Source organism: Neobacillus jeddahensis (assembly GCF_000612625.1).
Taxonomy (GTDB): Bacteria; Bacillota; Bacilli; order Bacillales; family Cytobacillaceae; genus Neobacillus; species Neobacillus jeddahensis.
On record NZ_CCAS010000081.1, the window covers coordinates 1 to 16,407 of the forward strand.

The following is a 16,407-nucleotide window of genomic DNA, read 5'->3' on the forward strand; positions in this document are numbered from 1 at the left end:
GCCGAACGCCCCCCGGAAAGCAAGCACCTGGAGCGGAAATCAACAGACTTTGTTGACAGAGCCAAACCAAAAAGGACCGGGCGGTTTTTGCCCGGTTTTTCTTAAGCGCTTATTTCTAACCTGCAAAGTACCATACCTTCAATTAGTCCTACATTAATACTTCGCTTTAAAATCCATGCCTAGATGGAACACACCTTTAAATCCCGCATAAAATGAACTATGACTAAACTTTTATCCAGTATTCACAAAAATATATATCACACTAGTCTAAAAACCAGCATACGATGAAATGAAAATGAATGAGGAGGGTTCGCGCAAAATGGGAGAATATAGAGAGATAATTACCAAAGCCGTAGTTGCGAAAGGACGGAAATTTACCCAGTCCAATCATACGATTAGCCCGGCGCATAGTCCAACAAGTATTCTTGGCTGTTGGATCATCAACCATAAATACAACGCGAAAAAAGTCGGCAAGACTGTAGAGATACATGGCTCTTATGACATCAACGTTTGGTACTCTTTTAATGATAATACCAAAACGGAAGTAGTGACTGAACGTGTTCAATATACAGATGTCATCAAGTTAAAGTATCGTGACCATGACTGCCTCGATGACAATGAAATTTGTGCTCGAGTGCTGCAACAGCCTAATTGCTGTGAAGCGGTTATTTCCCCTAATGGTAACCGAATCATCGTCCATGTCGAAAGGGAGTTTCTTGTTGAAGTAATTGGCGAGACAAAGGTGTGTGTTCGTGTCAGCTCCGAAGGTTGTAAAGACAACGATGATGATTGGGGATTAGATGTGGACGACGAAGAATTCGAAGAATTAAATCCAGATTTCTTAGTCGGCTCAGAAGAAGAATAACGACACTAGGAAGGTAAACCTTCCTAGTTTTTTTCTTTTTCAAATCATAATATGAAAAATGATCCAGTACTAGAACATTAAAAACTTGCTTAGAGTTTAATATTTGTTGAATGAATACATGGAAAAATCAGCAACCTAGATATAGGAGGTGTATGGATGGATCCAAAACAACCTGGAAATAAAGAAATACCTGATTTTAAACAATTAAACGACCGGGTCATTGCAGAAAGTACTCCGACGCCAATGATTGTCATAAAAACAAATCTCGACCCAAAGGATGCTACCGAGAATAATCCTTATTATCATAATGGAGAAGTTCATGACCCTAAAGCATTAAAGGAGTATTTTGAAGAGTAAAAAGCCAGAATTATTTTTCCTGGCTTTTTTCCCATTCGGATTTTAATAAAGATAACATCCATGTATCATGGAATTGCTCATTTTGGAACATATAGCTGCGCAGTAATCCTTCCTTAGTAAATCCAAGCTTGATAAGGAGATTCAATGATGCATCATTTTCTGGGTAGACCACGGCACCTATTCGAAATAAGTCTACTTGCTTAAAACTAAACTGAAGAACTTCTTTAATTGCCTCGGATACATATCCCATCCTCCAAAAAGAGGGATGCAGTTCATAACCAATTTCAGCTCGTTTGTTTTTTAAGTGTAATGCATTCAGACCAATCGTACCGATGATTCTTTGATTTTCCTTCAGCTTAATTCCCCAACGAATCCCACGTTTTTCAAGATAGTTCTTGTGAAACATATCAATTAATCGTGATGCTTCCGCTTGTAAAGTAAATGGTTGTGTGCCGTAAAACCTCGTCACTTCTTCCAATGATAAAATCTCGAATAGGGTGTCAACGTGTTGATGGGTTAGTTCAATTAATTTTAATCGTTTTGTTTCTAAAATCGGAAAAGTCATGGCTACTCCTCTCATTAAGGCCTAAAATAGGCTGATGTCCAATCTGACAATAGCATAAAGGTAAAAGAATATTTCCTTACTCATTAGTGTATAGTGGCAGAAAAGAAATTTCCAATATATTATTAGAATTAGGTTGGTTCATGTTAATGAAAAAATCGAAAAAATGACGTATGCTAATAAATTTATCCAGTATAGAGTAGAAGGTGTGTATATGAAATTTGATCGGTATATTCATTTAATAGAAAAAGAGTTACTTCCACAGATTCATTTAACCATATCTAGTCCTTTTGACCCTATCATTGTGACAAACCAATCAAATTCGTGGAGAACGATCGGAAGCGGCAATTATGCAGGTGTTTTTACCCATTCCTCCTTTCCAGAGACAGTTGTAAAGGTGTATGGGAGAAGCCCTGAGGAGCTAAAGAAGGAAATTGAAGTTTATAAAAAACTTGGCAAACATGAGTCGTATTCCCAGCTAATAGGCTATGGAAAGACGTACTTAGTATTAAAGAAGCTTGATGGAATTACTTTATTTGATGCGCTTATTAAGGGAATTCAAATCCCCGATCAGGTCATAAAGGATATTGACCAGGCATTAGAATATGCTAGGGTGGTTGGGTTAAATCCTTATGATGTACATGGGAAAAATGTTGTGATGCATGAGGGGAGAGGATACGTCGTCGATGTTTCCGACTTCTATAAACAAGGAAGGTGCCGGAAATGGACTGACCTCAAAAAGGCATATAACAAAGTCTATCGACCGTTTCTATATAAATATCATCCGCCCATTCCTTTTTTTATGGTTGAATGGATCCGCAAAGGGTATCGGCAATATCGAAAAATGAAAAAGAAATAAGAAAGTTTTTTTCTACTTTCACATAGATAATATTAATGAGAAGAGTATTTTGATAAGGGGTGGTTACGTGGATGATCGTCAATTTAGAAATGCAATGGGTAAGTTTGCCACTGGGGTAACTGTCGTTGCAACAGAGGTAGATGGCAATATACATGGGATGACTGCGAATGCCTTCATGTCCGTATCACTGAATCCAAAATTGGTAGTAGTCTCTATCGCTGAGAAGGCACAAATGCTTGAGAAAGTAACAAAGAGCGGGACATTCTCTGTTAATATTTTGAGCGCAGATCAACAGGAACTGTCGATGGTGTTTGCAGGGCAAGTGAAAAAACAGCAGGAAGTGGTATTCGATCGAATTGGTAGGATACCAGTTTTAAATGGTGCGATTGCCCAAATTGCTTGTGAAGTTTCGTCAGCCCATGTGGAAGGGGATCATACATTGTTTATTGGTAAGGTTTTGGACGTTCACCTTGAAGATTCTGAGCCCCTTATATATTATAGTGGAAAATATCGAGAAATGGTTGAAGAAGGAGCATTAGATGGTAAATAGGGAACTATAGCGAAACCCAAAATAGTGGGTTTCTTTTTGTTTAATATATTTAAAATTCGGAAATTTTTGATATCATTAATATGTGGTTTTTAAAAAGGAGTGATCGAATGGTTGTACAATTAGAAGGCATTTCTTTAATAAGAGAAGGAAAGTGGATCTTACAGGATATCAATTGGCAAATAAATAAGGGCGAAAATTGGGTACTATTTGGTTTAAATGGTTCAGGTAAAACTGCCATTTTAAATTTATTAAATGCCTACTATTTTCCAACTAAGGGGAAAATAACGGTTTTGGGATTAGAGTTTGGTAGAACGTATTTAGGGGAGAAGCTTCGCAAACAGATTGGCTTTGTTTCCTCCTCCCTTCAAGAAAAATTTTATCCAAGTGATAATTCCTTTGAGGTTGTCCTAAGCGGGGCATATGCGTCCATTGGTCTTTACGATACTCCAACAGATGAGATGAGACAGAAGGCTATTCATCTACTCGAGGATCTTGGCTGTGTATCGTATGCTAATCGAAATTACCACACCTTATCACAGGGTGAAAAGCAACGCGTTCTCATTGCGAGGGCGTTAATGGCGGATCCGTCTTTGCTAATCCTCGATGAACCCACCAATGGATTGGACTTTATTGCGCGTGAACAAATGTTAGATTCAATTGAAACCATTACGAATACAGAAGGGGCACCCACGATCATTTATGTAACACACCATGTGGAGGAAATACTTCCTTCGTTTACAAAGACATTATTACTGAAAAATGGACAAGTTTTCGCGGAAGGAAATACGAAGGAAATGATTTCGAATGACCAGCTCAGCGACTATTTCAATCTTCCGGTACGTGTTATTTGGGAGAATGGGAGACCGTTACTTTCTAAAATACAAACGAAAAATACCGTGAAGATTGGACAAAAATAGGGCACATATTGTCTTGCGCCCTATTTTTAACCACTACATTCTCTTATATGCTTGACGTAGTATATCTGCAAGATCTCTGGTTAGTGGACGCTTTGGGTTGACGTTTGTATCTGGATCATGGAAGGCATGTAAGGCCATTGTATCTACTTTGCTTTCATATTCAGCTTGGTCAATCCCACACTCCTCCATACTAAGTGGCATGTCGATATCGATGGCCAATTTCATGATGACATCAATGAGGTTTTCAATGCCTTCCTCAGTCGTCCTTGCTGGTAATCCCAGCATTTTTGCAAGCTCAGCATATCGTTGATCAGCGATATATTGTTCATAATTGGCAAATGGAGTAAATTTTGTTGGTTTTTTCGCATTGTAACGAATGACATGTGGCAGTAAGATGGCATTCGCACGACCGTGAGCTAGGTTGAACTCAGCTCCGAGAGCATGGGCCAGACTATGATTTACCCCTAAAAAAGCATTGTTAAAGGCCATTCCAGCTATCGTTGAGGCATAATGCATTTTCTCACGTGCTAGATCATCAAGACCATTATGGTAAGCCCTTGGTAAGTATTCAAATACAAGTTGAAGTGCTTTTATGATTTGACCGTCTGTAAAATCGTTAGCAACCACTGAAACATAGGCTTCAAGTGCGTGGGTTAATACATCCATTCCTGTATCGGCAGTAATATGCTTTGGAACGGAAATCGTAAATTGTGGATCCACGATTGCAATATCTGGCAATAGTTCAGGATCAGAAAGCGGATATTTGATATTCGCCTTTTTATCGGTTATGACAGCAAAGGACGTGACCTCAGAGCCTGTACCGGATGTTGTTGGAATGGCGATAAGTTTGGCTTTTTCTCTCAATTTAGGATAGGTGAAAACTCTTTTTCTTGGATTTAAGAACTTTTGCTTAAGTGCGAAAAAGTCTGTATCAGGATGTTCGTAATAAAGCCACATTGCCTTGGCAGCATCAAGGACAGAGCCACCTCCAAGGGCAATAATCACATTCGGCTGAGTATGCTTCATCTGTTCGGCCCCTTTAAGGACGGTTTCAATGCTAGGATCTGGTTCTACATCAGAAAAAATATCATAGTGGAGAAAATCAGGTCGTTTTTTTAGAAAATGAAGCACTTTATCGACATAACCATTCGTCATGGAACTAGGGCTTGTGACAATGAATACTTTTTGTATTCCAGGGATGACTTCTAAAGCTTGTACTGCATTTCTTTTATAGTAAATTTGTGGTGGATTTTGTAAAATTTGGACGCCCATCTTTCTTTTGGCTACCTTCTTAATATTAATTAAATGTAAGGCACCCACATTGGTTGAGACAGAGTTTCCACCGTAAGTGCCACAGCCGAGCGTTAAAGTTGGCAGAAAATCATTGTACACATTACCTGTCGCACCTTGGGCGGCAGGGGTGTTGACTAAAATTCGACCAGCGCGCATCCTTATGGAAAACCTTTCGATCACTTCTTGATCTGCCGTATGAATGGAAGCGGTGTGGCCAAGGCCACCAAAATTTAAGGTCTCTTCTGCAAGGCAAAATGCTTTCTCAACACTATCAGCTTTATAACAGGCAAGAATTGGACTTAATTTCTCACAGGAAAGAGGGAACTTTTCCCCAACTCCTTCTAACTCAACGACTAATATCTTTGTATCAAGCGGAACTTCAAAACCGGCCATTTCTGCAATTTTATTAGCTGGTAACCCAACAATCATCGGGTTTAATGAGGCGGTTTCTTCCTTAATGGCTACTTTTTCTAATAGCTGCTTTTCTTCATCGTTGAGAAAATAGCACTTATTGGCAATCATTTCGGTGATAACCTCTGTATAGATTTCTTTATCGATAATGAGAGCTTGCTCAGATGCACAAATCATGCCATTATCATAAGTTTTTGAGAGAAGCAGGTCTTGAACAGAACGTTTAATATTGGCTGTTTTTTCGAAATAGCAGGGGACATTGCCTGGACCAACCCCGATGGCTGGTTTTCCTGAACTATAGGCTGCTTTTACCATACTTGATCCACCAGTTGCGAGTATAAGCGAAACCTTTGGATGTCTCATTAGAGTGTGAATGCTATCAAGACTTGTGGTCTCAAGCCATTGAATGCAATTTTCTGGTGCACCAGCTTTAATGGCGGCATCACGAAGCAGTCTAGCTGTTACCTTTCCAGAATTTTGTGAGACAGGATGAAAGGAAAAGATAATCGGATTTCTCGTTTTTAACGAAATAAGTGATTTATAGATTACTGTCGAGGTTGGATTGGTAATCGGCACAAGGGCAGCGATGACACCAACCGGTTCAGCGATCTCAAAGGTACCTTCATGCTCATTTTCACTTATAATCCCAACCGTTTTAAGATGGCGAATGCTGTTATAAATCATCTCAGTGGCAAACATATTTTTGGTGATTTTGTCTTCGAACAGTCCCCTATTTGTTTCTTCTACTGCTATTTGGGCTAATTGCTCATGATTGTCTAATGCAATGAGAGCCATCTGTTTGACAATTTCATCGACCATTTCTTGATTGAAGCTGCGGAACGCGGCTAAGGCTTGTTCACCTTTAGACGCTAATTGATCCACCTCTGTCATCATTTGTTTTTGTTTCAGTACCTTTTCCTCTAATACCATCAACGTTTCCTCCTCATAAATATTTTTTGAATGTAACGCCTTTAAAAAATAGATTGATCCTGTTCTGTCTACCAATATAGCAATGAATAAAATAGAATTTTGTAGAATGATGGACAGATCTTTCCTTGTTTTGATAAGATTCAAAAAATGTTCAAAAATTGGATTTTTTTAGATATGGTTGAATTGCTGTAGGTAGTTAGCGGAAAATACATAAAAGAAATTGAAAATAAGACCTCGGTTCACAGTGGCCGAGGTCAATTGAGGAGACATACATATATTATTGTATTTGAATTGACTAAAAAAATTTAACCACTTCTTATCGATTGATTTTATTATAATTTTGCAATTTACTATATTCGTTTAGTAATCTGTCCAACTCTTGGCTACATGTCACGGTTGAATAGCTGGTAATTCCATTATTCTCAGCTAATTTTATAAGATTCTTTTTTTTCTCATTGATACAGTTTAAAAGGAATATTTCTAAAAAACAATTGTTCATGTCAGCTTAAGCCCCTAGTAAATTCATGTTTAAAATTTTATATCAATTATTATAAAATATTTTTAAAATTTTGAAACAGATTCGACAAATGATTTCAAAATTAGACATATTTTGTTAGTAGACACTTTATAATTGGAAATAAAATGGATATAACTCTATTTACTGTACAGAATATGTTTATAATCTAATTCAATGTCCAGTGGGGTTAAAATGATTATCATGTATGTGTCGGTAATAATATTCAATTTTTTAGCATTTAAAAAAGTAAATAAATTTTCAGGAAATATGGTTCTTCAGATCTGGTTATTTACATGTACTTTTCAATTAACATTTGATATTTTTATTGATGTTAAATATCATGGGTACTGGTATATGTCTCAAGGGATAGATTGGCCTGCTTTTGCGGGTTATACATTTTTAATACCACCAGTAAACCTTCTGTTCTTAAATTGGTTTCCTTTTAATAGGTCACTTACAAAACGAATTATTTATATTGTGGTATGGGAGATCTCATTACTAAGTTATGAACTGATTACTTTGTTACCTGGTCCATGGGGATTTCTCCATTATGGCTGGTGGAAATTATGGATTTCAGCATTAATTAATCCAATCCTTTTGCTAATTTTAATTGGGTTTTATAAGTTTGTTTCTAAGTTGGAAAATAAAGTGAAAATAGAGGTGTCGTGAGGAGTACTCATTTAAATTTTTATGGGCCTATTGCACATGCAGGTAGAAATTTGTTTAATGCGAATTCCAGGATCCTTAAAGGGCTCTTTTTCATCTCAAGGGATGGAGCTAATTAACAGGTCTACTCAATTTTTACACCCACATCAAACACATATGGCTGCTTAGGAGGAGTAATTTTTGACAGATTCTCAATTTTAATAACGGGAATATCCTCACCATTAAATTGAGTCTCTTCAATTTTTCCAGTAACTTGTACCCATCTATCTTTCTGCAGGGCAGCTACGTCTCCTTTTGCCATCATCCCGTATACGGAGGCATCTGCAATACAACATGTGATTCCAAATCGGGCTACAATCATTTGGTCTTGCATAAATTGCTTTTCCCGATACACAAATCCTTTTGTGGTAACAGTTTTTCCAATCATAGACTTTAAGTTATCTTGGATGATGGTCATCATGTTGACGTATTGGTCATCGGTTATATTTATCACTTGGTCCTTTAATAATTTCTCCTTTAAAGCATTATAATCCATTTGAGATAATGGTTCAGGTTGATTATTTGATATATTTTGTGTGTCTGACGATAGGTTAGCATTACTTGCATCTGTTGCTGAGTCTGACTTTGTACTGTTTGTCACACTACTTACTTTAGTAGGGACTTGGGAACTGGCTCCTAGTTTAATAGTTCTGTTCGTAGCTACAGAGCTTCCGAGTACATTGTTTGAGAAGAGAAAACCCGTGCTGATCGGAATGATAAACACTAAATAAAGAATTAGACTTTTCCCAAATGAAGAGGGGTAGGCATGATCTCCTTCACAATCACAATGATTGGAATGATTCTGTCCTGAAGTTCCTCTTAAGATCAATAGAATACCTAGAATTAGACATACAAAGAGGGTAAAGTAAATAAATCGGATCATTTTTGGTGCAATCAGGAGTGTAATGTTACCAGTAAGTAGTAATTTAAATAACAGCAGCATAAATCCAATTAAAATGATCCCCCTCAGTAGATGATGAAACGAGAAGTCATGAGATTGATGTGACTTCATTATTGGACACCTCTCTTATAAAAAAAATAGTTGGAAGAGATAGACAGTGAAATAGACGACGATCGGAGTGATCATCATCAAAAACAGAACAAACTTTTTCTTGAAATATCCGAATAACATCAAAGTGTTTTTTATATCAAGCATTGGTCCGAAGACTAAAAATGCAAGGATGGAACCTTCAGTAAAGGTAGAACCGAAGGATGATGCTACAAAAGCATCGGCTGAAGAACATATCGAGAGAACGTAACCTAACCCCATCATAACCCCTGGTGCAAGGGCGGTGCTTGTCCCTATGGATAAGAGAACATTTCGGTCTATGAAAGTCTGAAAAAGACTTGCAAGAAACGCACCTATGAATAAATATTTTCCTGTATCAAATAATTCATCACCTGCATGATATAACGTTTCTAAAATCCTATTTCCTTTTGTATGGTGGTCATGATGACTATCCCTCACTGTTTTAAGAATAGTTTCTCCCTTAAATTGTCGGTAAATGATTAATCCAATGATGATGGAACTAATGAATCCAACAAACATCCTGGCATTGGCAATATAGGGTGTACTCTTAAAAGCAAAATAGGTAGAAGCATAGACGACAGGGTTTAGAATAGGAGCACTAAGCATAAACACAACACCTACATGCGAAGGCATGCCTTTTTTTATTAACCTGCGAACCACAGGAATGATGGCACACTCACATATTGGAAAGATTATACCAAGTAAAGCAGCAGGTATAAGTGCAAAATAGGCATTACGGGGTAAAACCCTTCGGATTACATTTTCAGATACAAATGTTTGGATAATGGCTGATACAAATACGCCCAGTAAAATAAAAGGGATAGCTTCTAAAATAATACTAAGAAATATTGTATTTACATTAAAAAACTTACTTGGAATTCTACTAAAAAAGGAGATATTATTTATTTCCTCTGCAAAAAGAAATAGAAACAGGAATAAACAAAATAATAGTAATACGAAACTATCTTTTACCATCTTATTGATAAAGGTCACAACCTATCTCCCTCCTTCAATCTATTATACCTATCATAATGATATGCACTTATGGGTAATTCATTTCATTTAAATTTGATGATTGACAGATAGTAATAATCGTTATATGATTTAATTCGTAATAATTACGATTTATTAAGTAACTAATAATCTTCAATAATATAAAATAATTCTTCGTTTTAAATCGTAATAATTCTTAAATAAAGATAACAATGGAGGTAAATAAACATTGAAAAGACTTTTCATCCCAGTTATTATTTTACTTTTCATAGTAAGTGGTTGTTCCAATGTAGCATCTACCAAAAGTGAAAAAACAAGTGAAGGATCGAAAAAACTGCAGATTGTTACTACTTTTTATCCTATGTATTATTTTGCCCAAAAGGTGGCTGGCAACTCAGCAAATGTTGAACTATTAATACCAAATGGTGTCGAACCACATGATTGGGAGCCTACAGCAAAGGATATGGCTAAAATTCAAGATGCAGATTTATTTATCTATAATAGTCGTTACTTTGAAACCTGGACTGAGAAAGTATTAAAAAGTATTAATGATCCAAATTTAAATGTTATTGAGGCTTCAAAAGGAATTGAATTGATGGATGCACTAGATTCAGAGGACGAGGATGAACATCATTCTGAAAATGCCTCCTCAAAAGATCCACATGTCTGGCTTTCGCCTGTCTTAGCAAAGCAGGAGGTTAACACAATAGCTGAAGCTTTAGAAAAAGCAGACCCAAATAATAAAGACCAATTCGAAATCAATGCCGCGGCTTTAAATGCGGAGCTCGACGATTTAGATAGCTTATATAAAGAAACCACTGATAAAGCACAGAATAAAGAATTTGTTACACAACACGCTGCATTTGGATATTTGGCAAAACAATATGGCTTAACTCAAATTCCTATTGCAGGTTTATCACCTGATGTTGAGCCAACTTTAGGGAAGTTGACTGAACTAACAGATTTAACAAAAAAGAAAAATGTGAAGATTATTTATTTTGAGGAGCTGACCTCTGCAAAAGTAGCGGAGACTTTAGCAAAAGAAATAGGTGCTAAAACTGTGGTTTTAAATCCATTAGAAGGATTAACGAAAGATGAGAAAGAACAAGGTTTAGATTATATAGGTGTGATGAAAAAAAATCTAGAATCATTAAAACTATCTATTATGGAGTAGTAACTTTTCGATTCTTTGTGTGGATTGATGCCATAGCAGATTTGACAAAGTAAAAAGACATGGGATTCCCATGTCCTGATGCTAACTGTTAATCTATTTGATCTTAATAGTGGCGATACAAGGGAACGTTAGAAGCTTGAGGGTATTGCTGAGAATATGGGTGTTGAGGGTATTGTGGATTTAAATGTTGATAGTTGTTTTCATTACTTTTATTACAGTTTTTGTATGGACCTATATAGGCTGTCGGTTTTACGGGTGAGATAGCTTCTTTCCATTTTTCCTCATTTAAACAATAGGTATGCGCCATTATATTTGAAGGGGTAAATTTTAATATGTCAGAACCTAAAATTACCTCTGGAGTCGGTGCATCAAAAATTGCCAAGAGGTGAGTGCTATCTACTAAAGCAATTTCATAATGCCACCAACCTTGGGGAATATTCGCTACTTGCCCAGGTAAAATAGTAAAATTGAGAATTTCTTTAGTGAAGGGGTTCAGCATTGATACAGTAGCTGTCCCAGAAATACAATAGACAAGTTCGGCTGCATTTTGGTGATAGTGGGGTTCTATAACGTTATTAGTACTAAGGAAAATATCTAGAAGAGACACATTCTCTAATGTATTTAATTGTTTAATTCCAAGTACGTTAATATAGTTTTTTGTATCTTTTCTAAACAAGGGACTTGTATTGACATCAAAAGCATATTGAGTTGAAGGGGATGTGTAATCCATATAAGAAACCAAAGCTCTTTCACCTCTTAGTTTAGCTAGCTAGAATACAAACAGTATAGGCATATGTTATGCTTACGAATAATTTAGTGTGACACATAAACGTTATGAATACTTATTTTCATCAAAACAACTTTAGCTCTATTAATTTCCATAAATTACATTTGATTTTTAGGAAAATAGTTTGATAAATTTAGTGAGGCTCTCAGCCAGATTTGGGGGAGTACTTATTTAATGGAATTGGGATGTAAAGTACTATTTGATTCTGAGATTTACACAATCGTCTGGATTTATGAAAGTGGATTTTGTGAAATACAAAAAGATCGAACAATGTTATTAGTTAAGCAATCAGAACTTACACCTTTAGAATAAGACATCAAGTTTTTTAATGGCTGAGGGCTAAAAAGCACCCAAAAAATAGGGTGCTTTTCTTTTTATCAAGTACACGATTTAAAGGGGGACAGGATTTATGATTTAACCCCCATTAGAATGCAGCCCACTCCGATAAAAATCCATAGTATTTTGGAAAGAGATATTTGCCCCATTAGTCCTATGACCCCAATTGTTGTCGTCAAGATTAGAATAATGGGACCTACTAATGCAAGCGAGCTATTTACGACGAGTGCTTTTTCTACTGAATTAAATTTAATCATGAGTATAGCAGCTGCTATTTCGATGCAGCCAGATAGAATTCTTAAAAGGGCCATTCCCAAAACGGCTATTTCAATAAAAATAACATAATATCCCCCAGTGTAAATACTGTATATCTTTATAAAATATGTTCCATATGTAAATAAAAGGACAAGTTTTTAAAAGTTGAGGGGTTCTCTTCAGCGGCAAATACATGACATTAATTTCTTAGGATTATAATGCTTCTTCAATTTTAACTAGATTTCGAGATTGATTATTGACTAAATAATCAAACACCAGAGCAAATTGCAGATCGAATTTTACAATATGAAGAAACTGACTTAGACTTATTGTTATTACAATTTTCACCTCAACTAGAGGAAATGGAACGCTTCGCAAAGCGGGTTATGCCATTAGCTGAACACAAACGTAGTTTAATATTTAGCTAGAAAGGGGTCGTAAAAATGAGCAAGGTATATGTGATACATGAAAATAGTGAATGGACAGTCCATTTAACAAAAAGGTTAGAGGAACTAGGTGTTCCTTATGAAGAATGGCATTTAGACGAAGGAACGTTAGATTTATCGACAGAACCACCAGAAGGAATTTTCTATAGCCGCATGAGTGCTTCTTCTCATACACGTGATCATCGTTTTGCAGCTGAATTTACTGGGCAAGTATTAGCTTGGCTTGAAGCACATGGCCGTACGGTGTTAAATGGAACAAGCGCTCTAAAGCTAGAAGTTAGTAAGGTTTTACAATACTTAGAGTTAAACAAGTATGGTGTTAAGACTCCAAAAACGATTGCAGCGGTTGGAAAGCAAAACATTATTAAGGCAGCCGAGGCATTTGCAGGACAGTCGTTTATTACGAAGCATAACCGTGCCGGTAAAGGCTTAGGTGTTCAATTATTCCATAGTATAGAAGCTTTAAAAGCTTATGTGGAAGGACCTACTTTCGAAGAACCAGTCGATGGCATTACCCTTATTCAAGAATACATTCAATCTCCTGAAAGCTACATAACTCGTTGTGAGTTTGTAGGAGGAAACTTTGTTTATGCCGTGAAGGTTGATACGTCGGAAGGATTTGAACTTTGCCCAGCGGACGCATGCCAAATTGGTGATTTATTCTGCCCGGTAGGAGAAGAAGTAGAGGAAAAGCCTAAGTTCCAAATTATAGAAGGTTTTGAGGACGAAATTTTAGATAAATATAAAGAGGTTCTAGCTAGGAATAATATTCATGTTGCTGGAATTGAATTTATCAGAAATGCTGAAGGTGCGATTTATACTTACGATATCAATACAAATACGAACTATAATTCTGATGCAGAAGCAATTGCTGGAAAATACGGAATGCTCGAGTTAGCTTCATTATTAAAGAAGACATTAGAAGAAAAATACGCTACAACAGCAACGGCTTAATTTAGTGATTAACGAAAATTCCATTGGAATTACAATCAATAAGAAGAACATATAAACTGTTTATTTAGAGTCCTTAGGGGCTTTTTTATATTGGGGTGGGAGATAAGCCAATGGATGTTTAAGTATTATATTTGACCTGTATTTGGGAACGATACTAATAACTACCTTTTAAGGACTGAGTATTTTGTTAAGTTCTCACATGGAAAAATTCGAAAAAGCTGCGAGGGTGAGGAAGGAGTCAACCAATGATGATCTACGATAATAAGGAGGAATCAAAATGGTAAAATCATGATTGAACAGATAGAGTATTAATTGTGTGGGAAATCGAGGTCCATCGTAATCCGGAAAGCTTTAAGGTGAAAAAGCAAAAAAGAAAATTTTGTTACAAATGCCGATCAATTAAATATAAGTAAAGAGTCGTGTCAGTGTTAACTTCTATAAAAAGTAGACCCCAATTCGACCCTAGTTTAATAATATTCTTGCTGATATTAATTAAAAAACAAAAAAGAAACCTTGATATATCAAGGTTTCAGTGACGTCCCAAAGAGGATTCGAACCTCCGACCTACAGTTTAGGAAACTGTTGCTCTATCCTGCTGAGCTATTGGGACAAGGTAAAACTTTTTTATTTTTGAATACCATTCATAATAAGAATATCCCGTCCTGATCTCAGAAAGATAATTCAAGAAGCAGTTCGATCAGTACGCTGAGGAATATTCAATGAAGCATATTCGGACGTGCTGAGCTATTGGGACACTATTATAGGAACGTTATTTATTATAATGAGTTAAACGAAAAAGGTCAATAAAAAGATGAAGATTATGGAATTGATTGGCTGATGGACACTTGGGTTTGCTTTCCCGTCCTTTTTCTAAAAATCAACCAAACCAGTATACTTAACGAAATTAATAACCCTTCCAGCGACATAATATACCAAGGATAAGGACCGAGGACATCCAATAGACTAGCACTATCCGGCTTATGACGCAAATACATGTAGTTCCCGCCAACGAGTTTATTGATCAACATAATGATCGGCATGAGCACATTCAAAAAAATAAACAACTTGACCACAGACCAGATAGTGGGGCGGTAACCAACTATCCAAGTGAAGTAAAGCGGAACCCATATGATCATCAAGTGCGTGTAGAAAAAATGAAAGAAACGAAAATGGGGAAAGTCATAATTTAATGAGGGCGTAATTAATGCCTGTGATGCGCCTAATAAAGCAGTAAATAAAAGAATCTCGTAAATTACCTTTTTCCTTGTCAGTAATAAAATCACGGTCAAGAGGAGGCTAATGCTACACAATTCTAAAGGGATAGCATGGCTGACGTGCCAACTGCCATTTTTGATCATCCAAAAATGGTAGGTTGACTCGGTGAGAATGAGGGAAAGGGCAACACCGATTTCGACATGTCTCCATCTTTTTCCTTTTAAGTGTTCTCTAAAAATATAAATAGTGATCGCGATCAACAAAAAGACAGAAAGAACAATAAAATGGCTGATAGAAAACATCTCAAAATCAACATTTTTATAACTCGGGCCAAACCACTTCATATCATCACCATCCTGTATGCCCAATCTTAGCATGCTCGGAATAAGGAATTCGTCGAAAAAACGTATTGAAATGAAATTTAATATTATAGGATGGCCTGCTCTTCAATGCTAGTTGAGAAACCCCTTTAAATTGCCAAATATTCGTTGGGTGCCTGACACCATCTGAATATGATATAATAGTTTGTCGAAGGAAATCGAAAAAAGAAAAATGGATGGGCTCATTTTGATATGCTGGTAACAGACAAATTGAGCTAATCGTTTAAGAATATATGAATATCGTGGAGGTCATTATGGCTGCTTATACGCCGATGATACAGCAATACTTAACCGTTAAGGCAGATTATCAAGATGCCTTTTTATTTTTTCGCTTAGGCGATTTTTATGAAATGTTTTTTGATGATGCGATGAAGGCATCACAAGAATTAGAAATTACTTTAACAAGCCGCGATGGTGGCTCTGAGGATCGCATTCCAATGTGTGGCGTACCATACCATGCAGCACCGAACTATATTGAGCAACTGATAGCCAAAGGGTATAAAGTGGCTATTTGTGAGCAAATGGAAGATGCCAAGCTTACTAAAGGGATGGTTAAACGGGAAGTGGTCCAACTCATTACCCCAGGAACCGTCATGGATGGGAAAGGCTTAACGGATAAAGAGAATAATTACCTAGCGTCCATTACTTCATTCGATGATCATACCTATGGCTTCGCCTACAATGATATCTCAACAGGTGAAAGCAAGGTGACACTGCTTTCGAGCAATTTTGATGAAGTCTTAAATGAACTTTCGGTTCTTAGCGCAAAGGAAGTGGTTGTGGCAAGTGATTTTGATGCGGAACTGCAAAAGAAGATGCGCGAACGGGATGTTCTTGCTATTTCCTATGAGGATAACAGTTCAATAGATAC

Annotated in this window: 17 protein-coding genes, 1 tRNA gene and 1 pseudogene; 10 read left to right on the top strand and 9 right to left on the bottom strand. The window is 36.6% G+C overall.

What is annotated here, in order from left to right:
• The first annotated feature begins 319 nt into the window (after positions 1-319).
• Both TY15_RS21120 and TY15_RS21125 read left to right on the top strand, forming a co-directional pair.
• Positions 320-865, top strand: a complete 546-nt coding sequence (locus tag TY15_RS21120; RefSeq protein ID WP_040205068.1) for an outer spore coat protein CotE — start codon at positions 320-322, stop codon at positions 863-865.
• A 156-nt stretch (positions 866-1,021) separates the two neighbouring features.
• Positions 1,022-1,222: a hypothetical protein gene (locus TY15_RS21125; protein ID WP_040205071.1), complete on the top strand. Its 201-nt coding sequence runs from the start codon at positions 1,022-1,024 to the stop codon at positions 1,220-1,222.
• Between the two features lie 10 nt (positions 1,223-1,232).
• Here the strand turns inward: TY15_RS21125 and TY15_RS21130 are convergent, their stop codons facing one another.
• Entirely contained in the window at positions 1,233-1,787 is a 555-nt protein-coding gene (locus tag TY15_RS21130; RefSeq protein WP_040205072.1) for a GNAT family N-acetyltransferase, read from the bottom strand.
• A gap of 211 nt (positions 1,788-1,998) precedes the next feature.
• Here TY15_RS21130 and TY15_RS21135 point away from each other — a divergent pair, with 211 nt between their 5' ends.
• The 3 genes from TY15_RS21135 to TY15_RS21145 all read left to right on the top strand — a co-directional run bounded on the left by TY15_RS21135 (position 1,999) and on the right by TY15_RS21145 (position 4,110).
• Positions 1,999-2,643 carry a protein kinase family protein gene (locus TY15_RS21135; protein ID WP_040205073.1) on the top strand — a complete coding sequence of 215 codons (645 nt, stop codon included), beginning with the start codon at positions 1,999-2,001 and terminating at the stop codon, positions 2,641-2,643.
• Positions 2,644-2,710: 67 nt separating this feature from the next.
• Positions 2,711-3,193 (top strand): flavin reductase family protein, encoded by a 483-nt coding sequence (locus TY15_RS21140; protein WP_040205075.1) that lies wholly within the window; start codon positions 2,711-2,713, stop codon positions 3,191-3,193.
• Between the two features lie 107 nt (positions 3,194-3,300).
• Positions 3,301-4,110, top strand: a complete 810-nt coding sequence (locus tag TY15_RS21145) for an ABC transporter ATP-binding protein (RefSeq protein ID WP_040205076.1) — start codon at positions 3,301-3,303, stop codon at positions 4,108-4,110.
• Positions 4,111-4,143: 33 nt separating this feature from the next.
• Here TY15_RS21145 and adhE read toward each other — a convergent pair whose 3' ends face one another.
• Positions 4,144-6,744, bottom strand: coding sequence for a bifunctional acetaldehyde-CoA/alcohol dehydrogenase (gene adhE / locus TY15_RS21150; RefSeq protein WP_040205077.1), 2,601 nt, complete (start codon positions 6,742-6,744; stop codon positions 4,144-4,146).
• A 316-nt stretch (positions 6,745-7,060) separates the two neighbouring features.
• Positions 7,061-7,243: an aspartyl-phosphate phosphatase Spo0E family protein gene (locus TY15_RS23845; protein ID WP_074432854.1), complete on the bottom strand. Its 183-nt coding sequence runs from the start codon at positions 7,241-7,243 to the stop codon at positions 7,061-7,063.
• 372 nt (positions 7,244-7,615) lie between these two features.
• On the opposite strand from TY15_RS23845, the gene TY15_RS21155 reads away from it, so the two are divergent.
• Positions 7,616-7,930, top strand: coding sequence for a hypothetical protein (locus tag TY15_RS21155; protein WP_244440977.1), 315 nt, complete (start codon positions 7,616-7,618; stop codon positions 7,928-7,930).
• A 121-nt stretch (positions 7,931-8,051) separates the two neighbouring features.
• Here the strand turns inward: TY15_RS21155 and TY15_RS21160 are convergent, their stop codons facing one another.
• Entirely contained in the window at positions 8,052-8,978 is a 927-nt protein-coding gene (locus TY15_RS21160; RefSeq protein WP_040205080.1) for a TIGR03943 family putative permease subunit, read from the bottom strand.
• 15 nt (positions 8,979-8,993) lie between these two features.
• Positions 8,994-9,971: a permease gene (locus TY15_RS21165; protein ID WP_392391452.1), complete on the bottom strand. Its 978-nt coding sequence runs from the start codon at positions 9,969-9,971 to the stop codon at positions 8,994-8,996.
• A gap of 247 nt (positions 9,972-10,218) precedes the next feature.
• Here TY15_RS21165 and TY15_RS21170 point away from each other — a divergent pair, with 247 nt between their 5' ends.
• Positions 10,219-11,163, top strand: coding sequence for a metal ABC transporter substrate-binding protein (locus TY15_RS21170; RefSeq protein ID WP_040205083.1), 945 nt, complete (start codon positions 10,219-10,221; stop codon positions 11,161-11,163).
• A 103-nt stretch (positions 11,164-11,266) separates the two neighbouring features.
• Here TY15_RS21170 and TY15_RS21175 read toward each other — a convergent pair whose 3' ends face one another.
• Both TY15_RS21175 and TY15_RS23850 read right to left on the bottom strand, forming a co-directional pair.
• Complete coding sequence (locus tag TY15_RS21175; protein WP_040205086.1) at positions 11,267-11,905, bottom strand: cupin domain-containing protein; 639 nt, start codon at positions 11,903-11,905, stop codon at positions 11,267-11,269.
• A 452-nt stretch (positions 11,906-12,357) separates the two neighbouring features.
• Positions 12,358-12,624: a YqhV family protein gene (locus tag TY15_RS23850; RefSeq protein ID WP_392391453.1), complete on the bottom strand. Its 267-nt coding sequence runs from the start codon at positions 12,622-12,624 to the stop codon at positions 12,358-12,360.
• Positions 12,625-12,813: 189 nt separating this feature from the next.
• Between TY15_RS23850 and TY15_RS25040 the strand changes: the two are divergent.
• Positions 12,814-12,969: pseudogene (locus TY15_RS25040) on the top strand (LLM class flavin-dependent oxidoreductase); the annotation flags it as partial.
• Positions 12,970-12,984: 15 nt separating this feature from the next.
• Positions 12,985-13,941, top strand: a complete 957-nt coding sequence (locus tag TY15_RS21185; protein WP_040205088.1) for an ATP-grasp domain-containing protein — start codon at positions 12,985-12,987, stop codon at positions 13,939-13,941.
• A gap of 536 nt (positions 13,942-14,477) precedes the next feature.
• Here TY15_RS21185 and TY15_RS21190 read toward each other — a convergent pair.
• Both TY15_RS21190 and TY15_RS21195 read right to left on the bottom strand, forming a co-directional pair.
• Positions 14,478-14,551 (bottom strand) — tRNA-Arg (locus TY15_RS21190).
• A 208-nt stretch (positions 14,552-14,759) separates the two neighbouring features.
• A complete protein-coding gene (locus tag TY15_RS21195; protein WP_040205090.1) occupies positions 14,760-15,500 on the bottom strand; it encodes a YwaF family protein in 741 nt (246 codons plus the stop codon).
• A gap of 290 nt (positions 15,501-15,790) precedes the next feature.
• On the opposite strand from TY15_RS21195, the gene TY15_RS21200 reads away from it, so the two are divergent.
• A partial coding sequence (locus tag TY15_RS21200) for a MutS N-terminal domain-containing protein (protein ID WP_042375486.1) occupies positions 15,791-16,407 on the top strand: 617 nt, incomplete at its 3' end.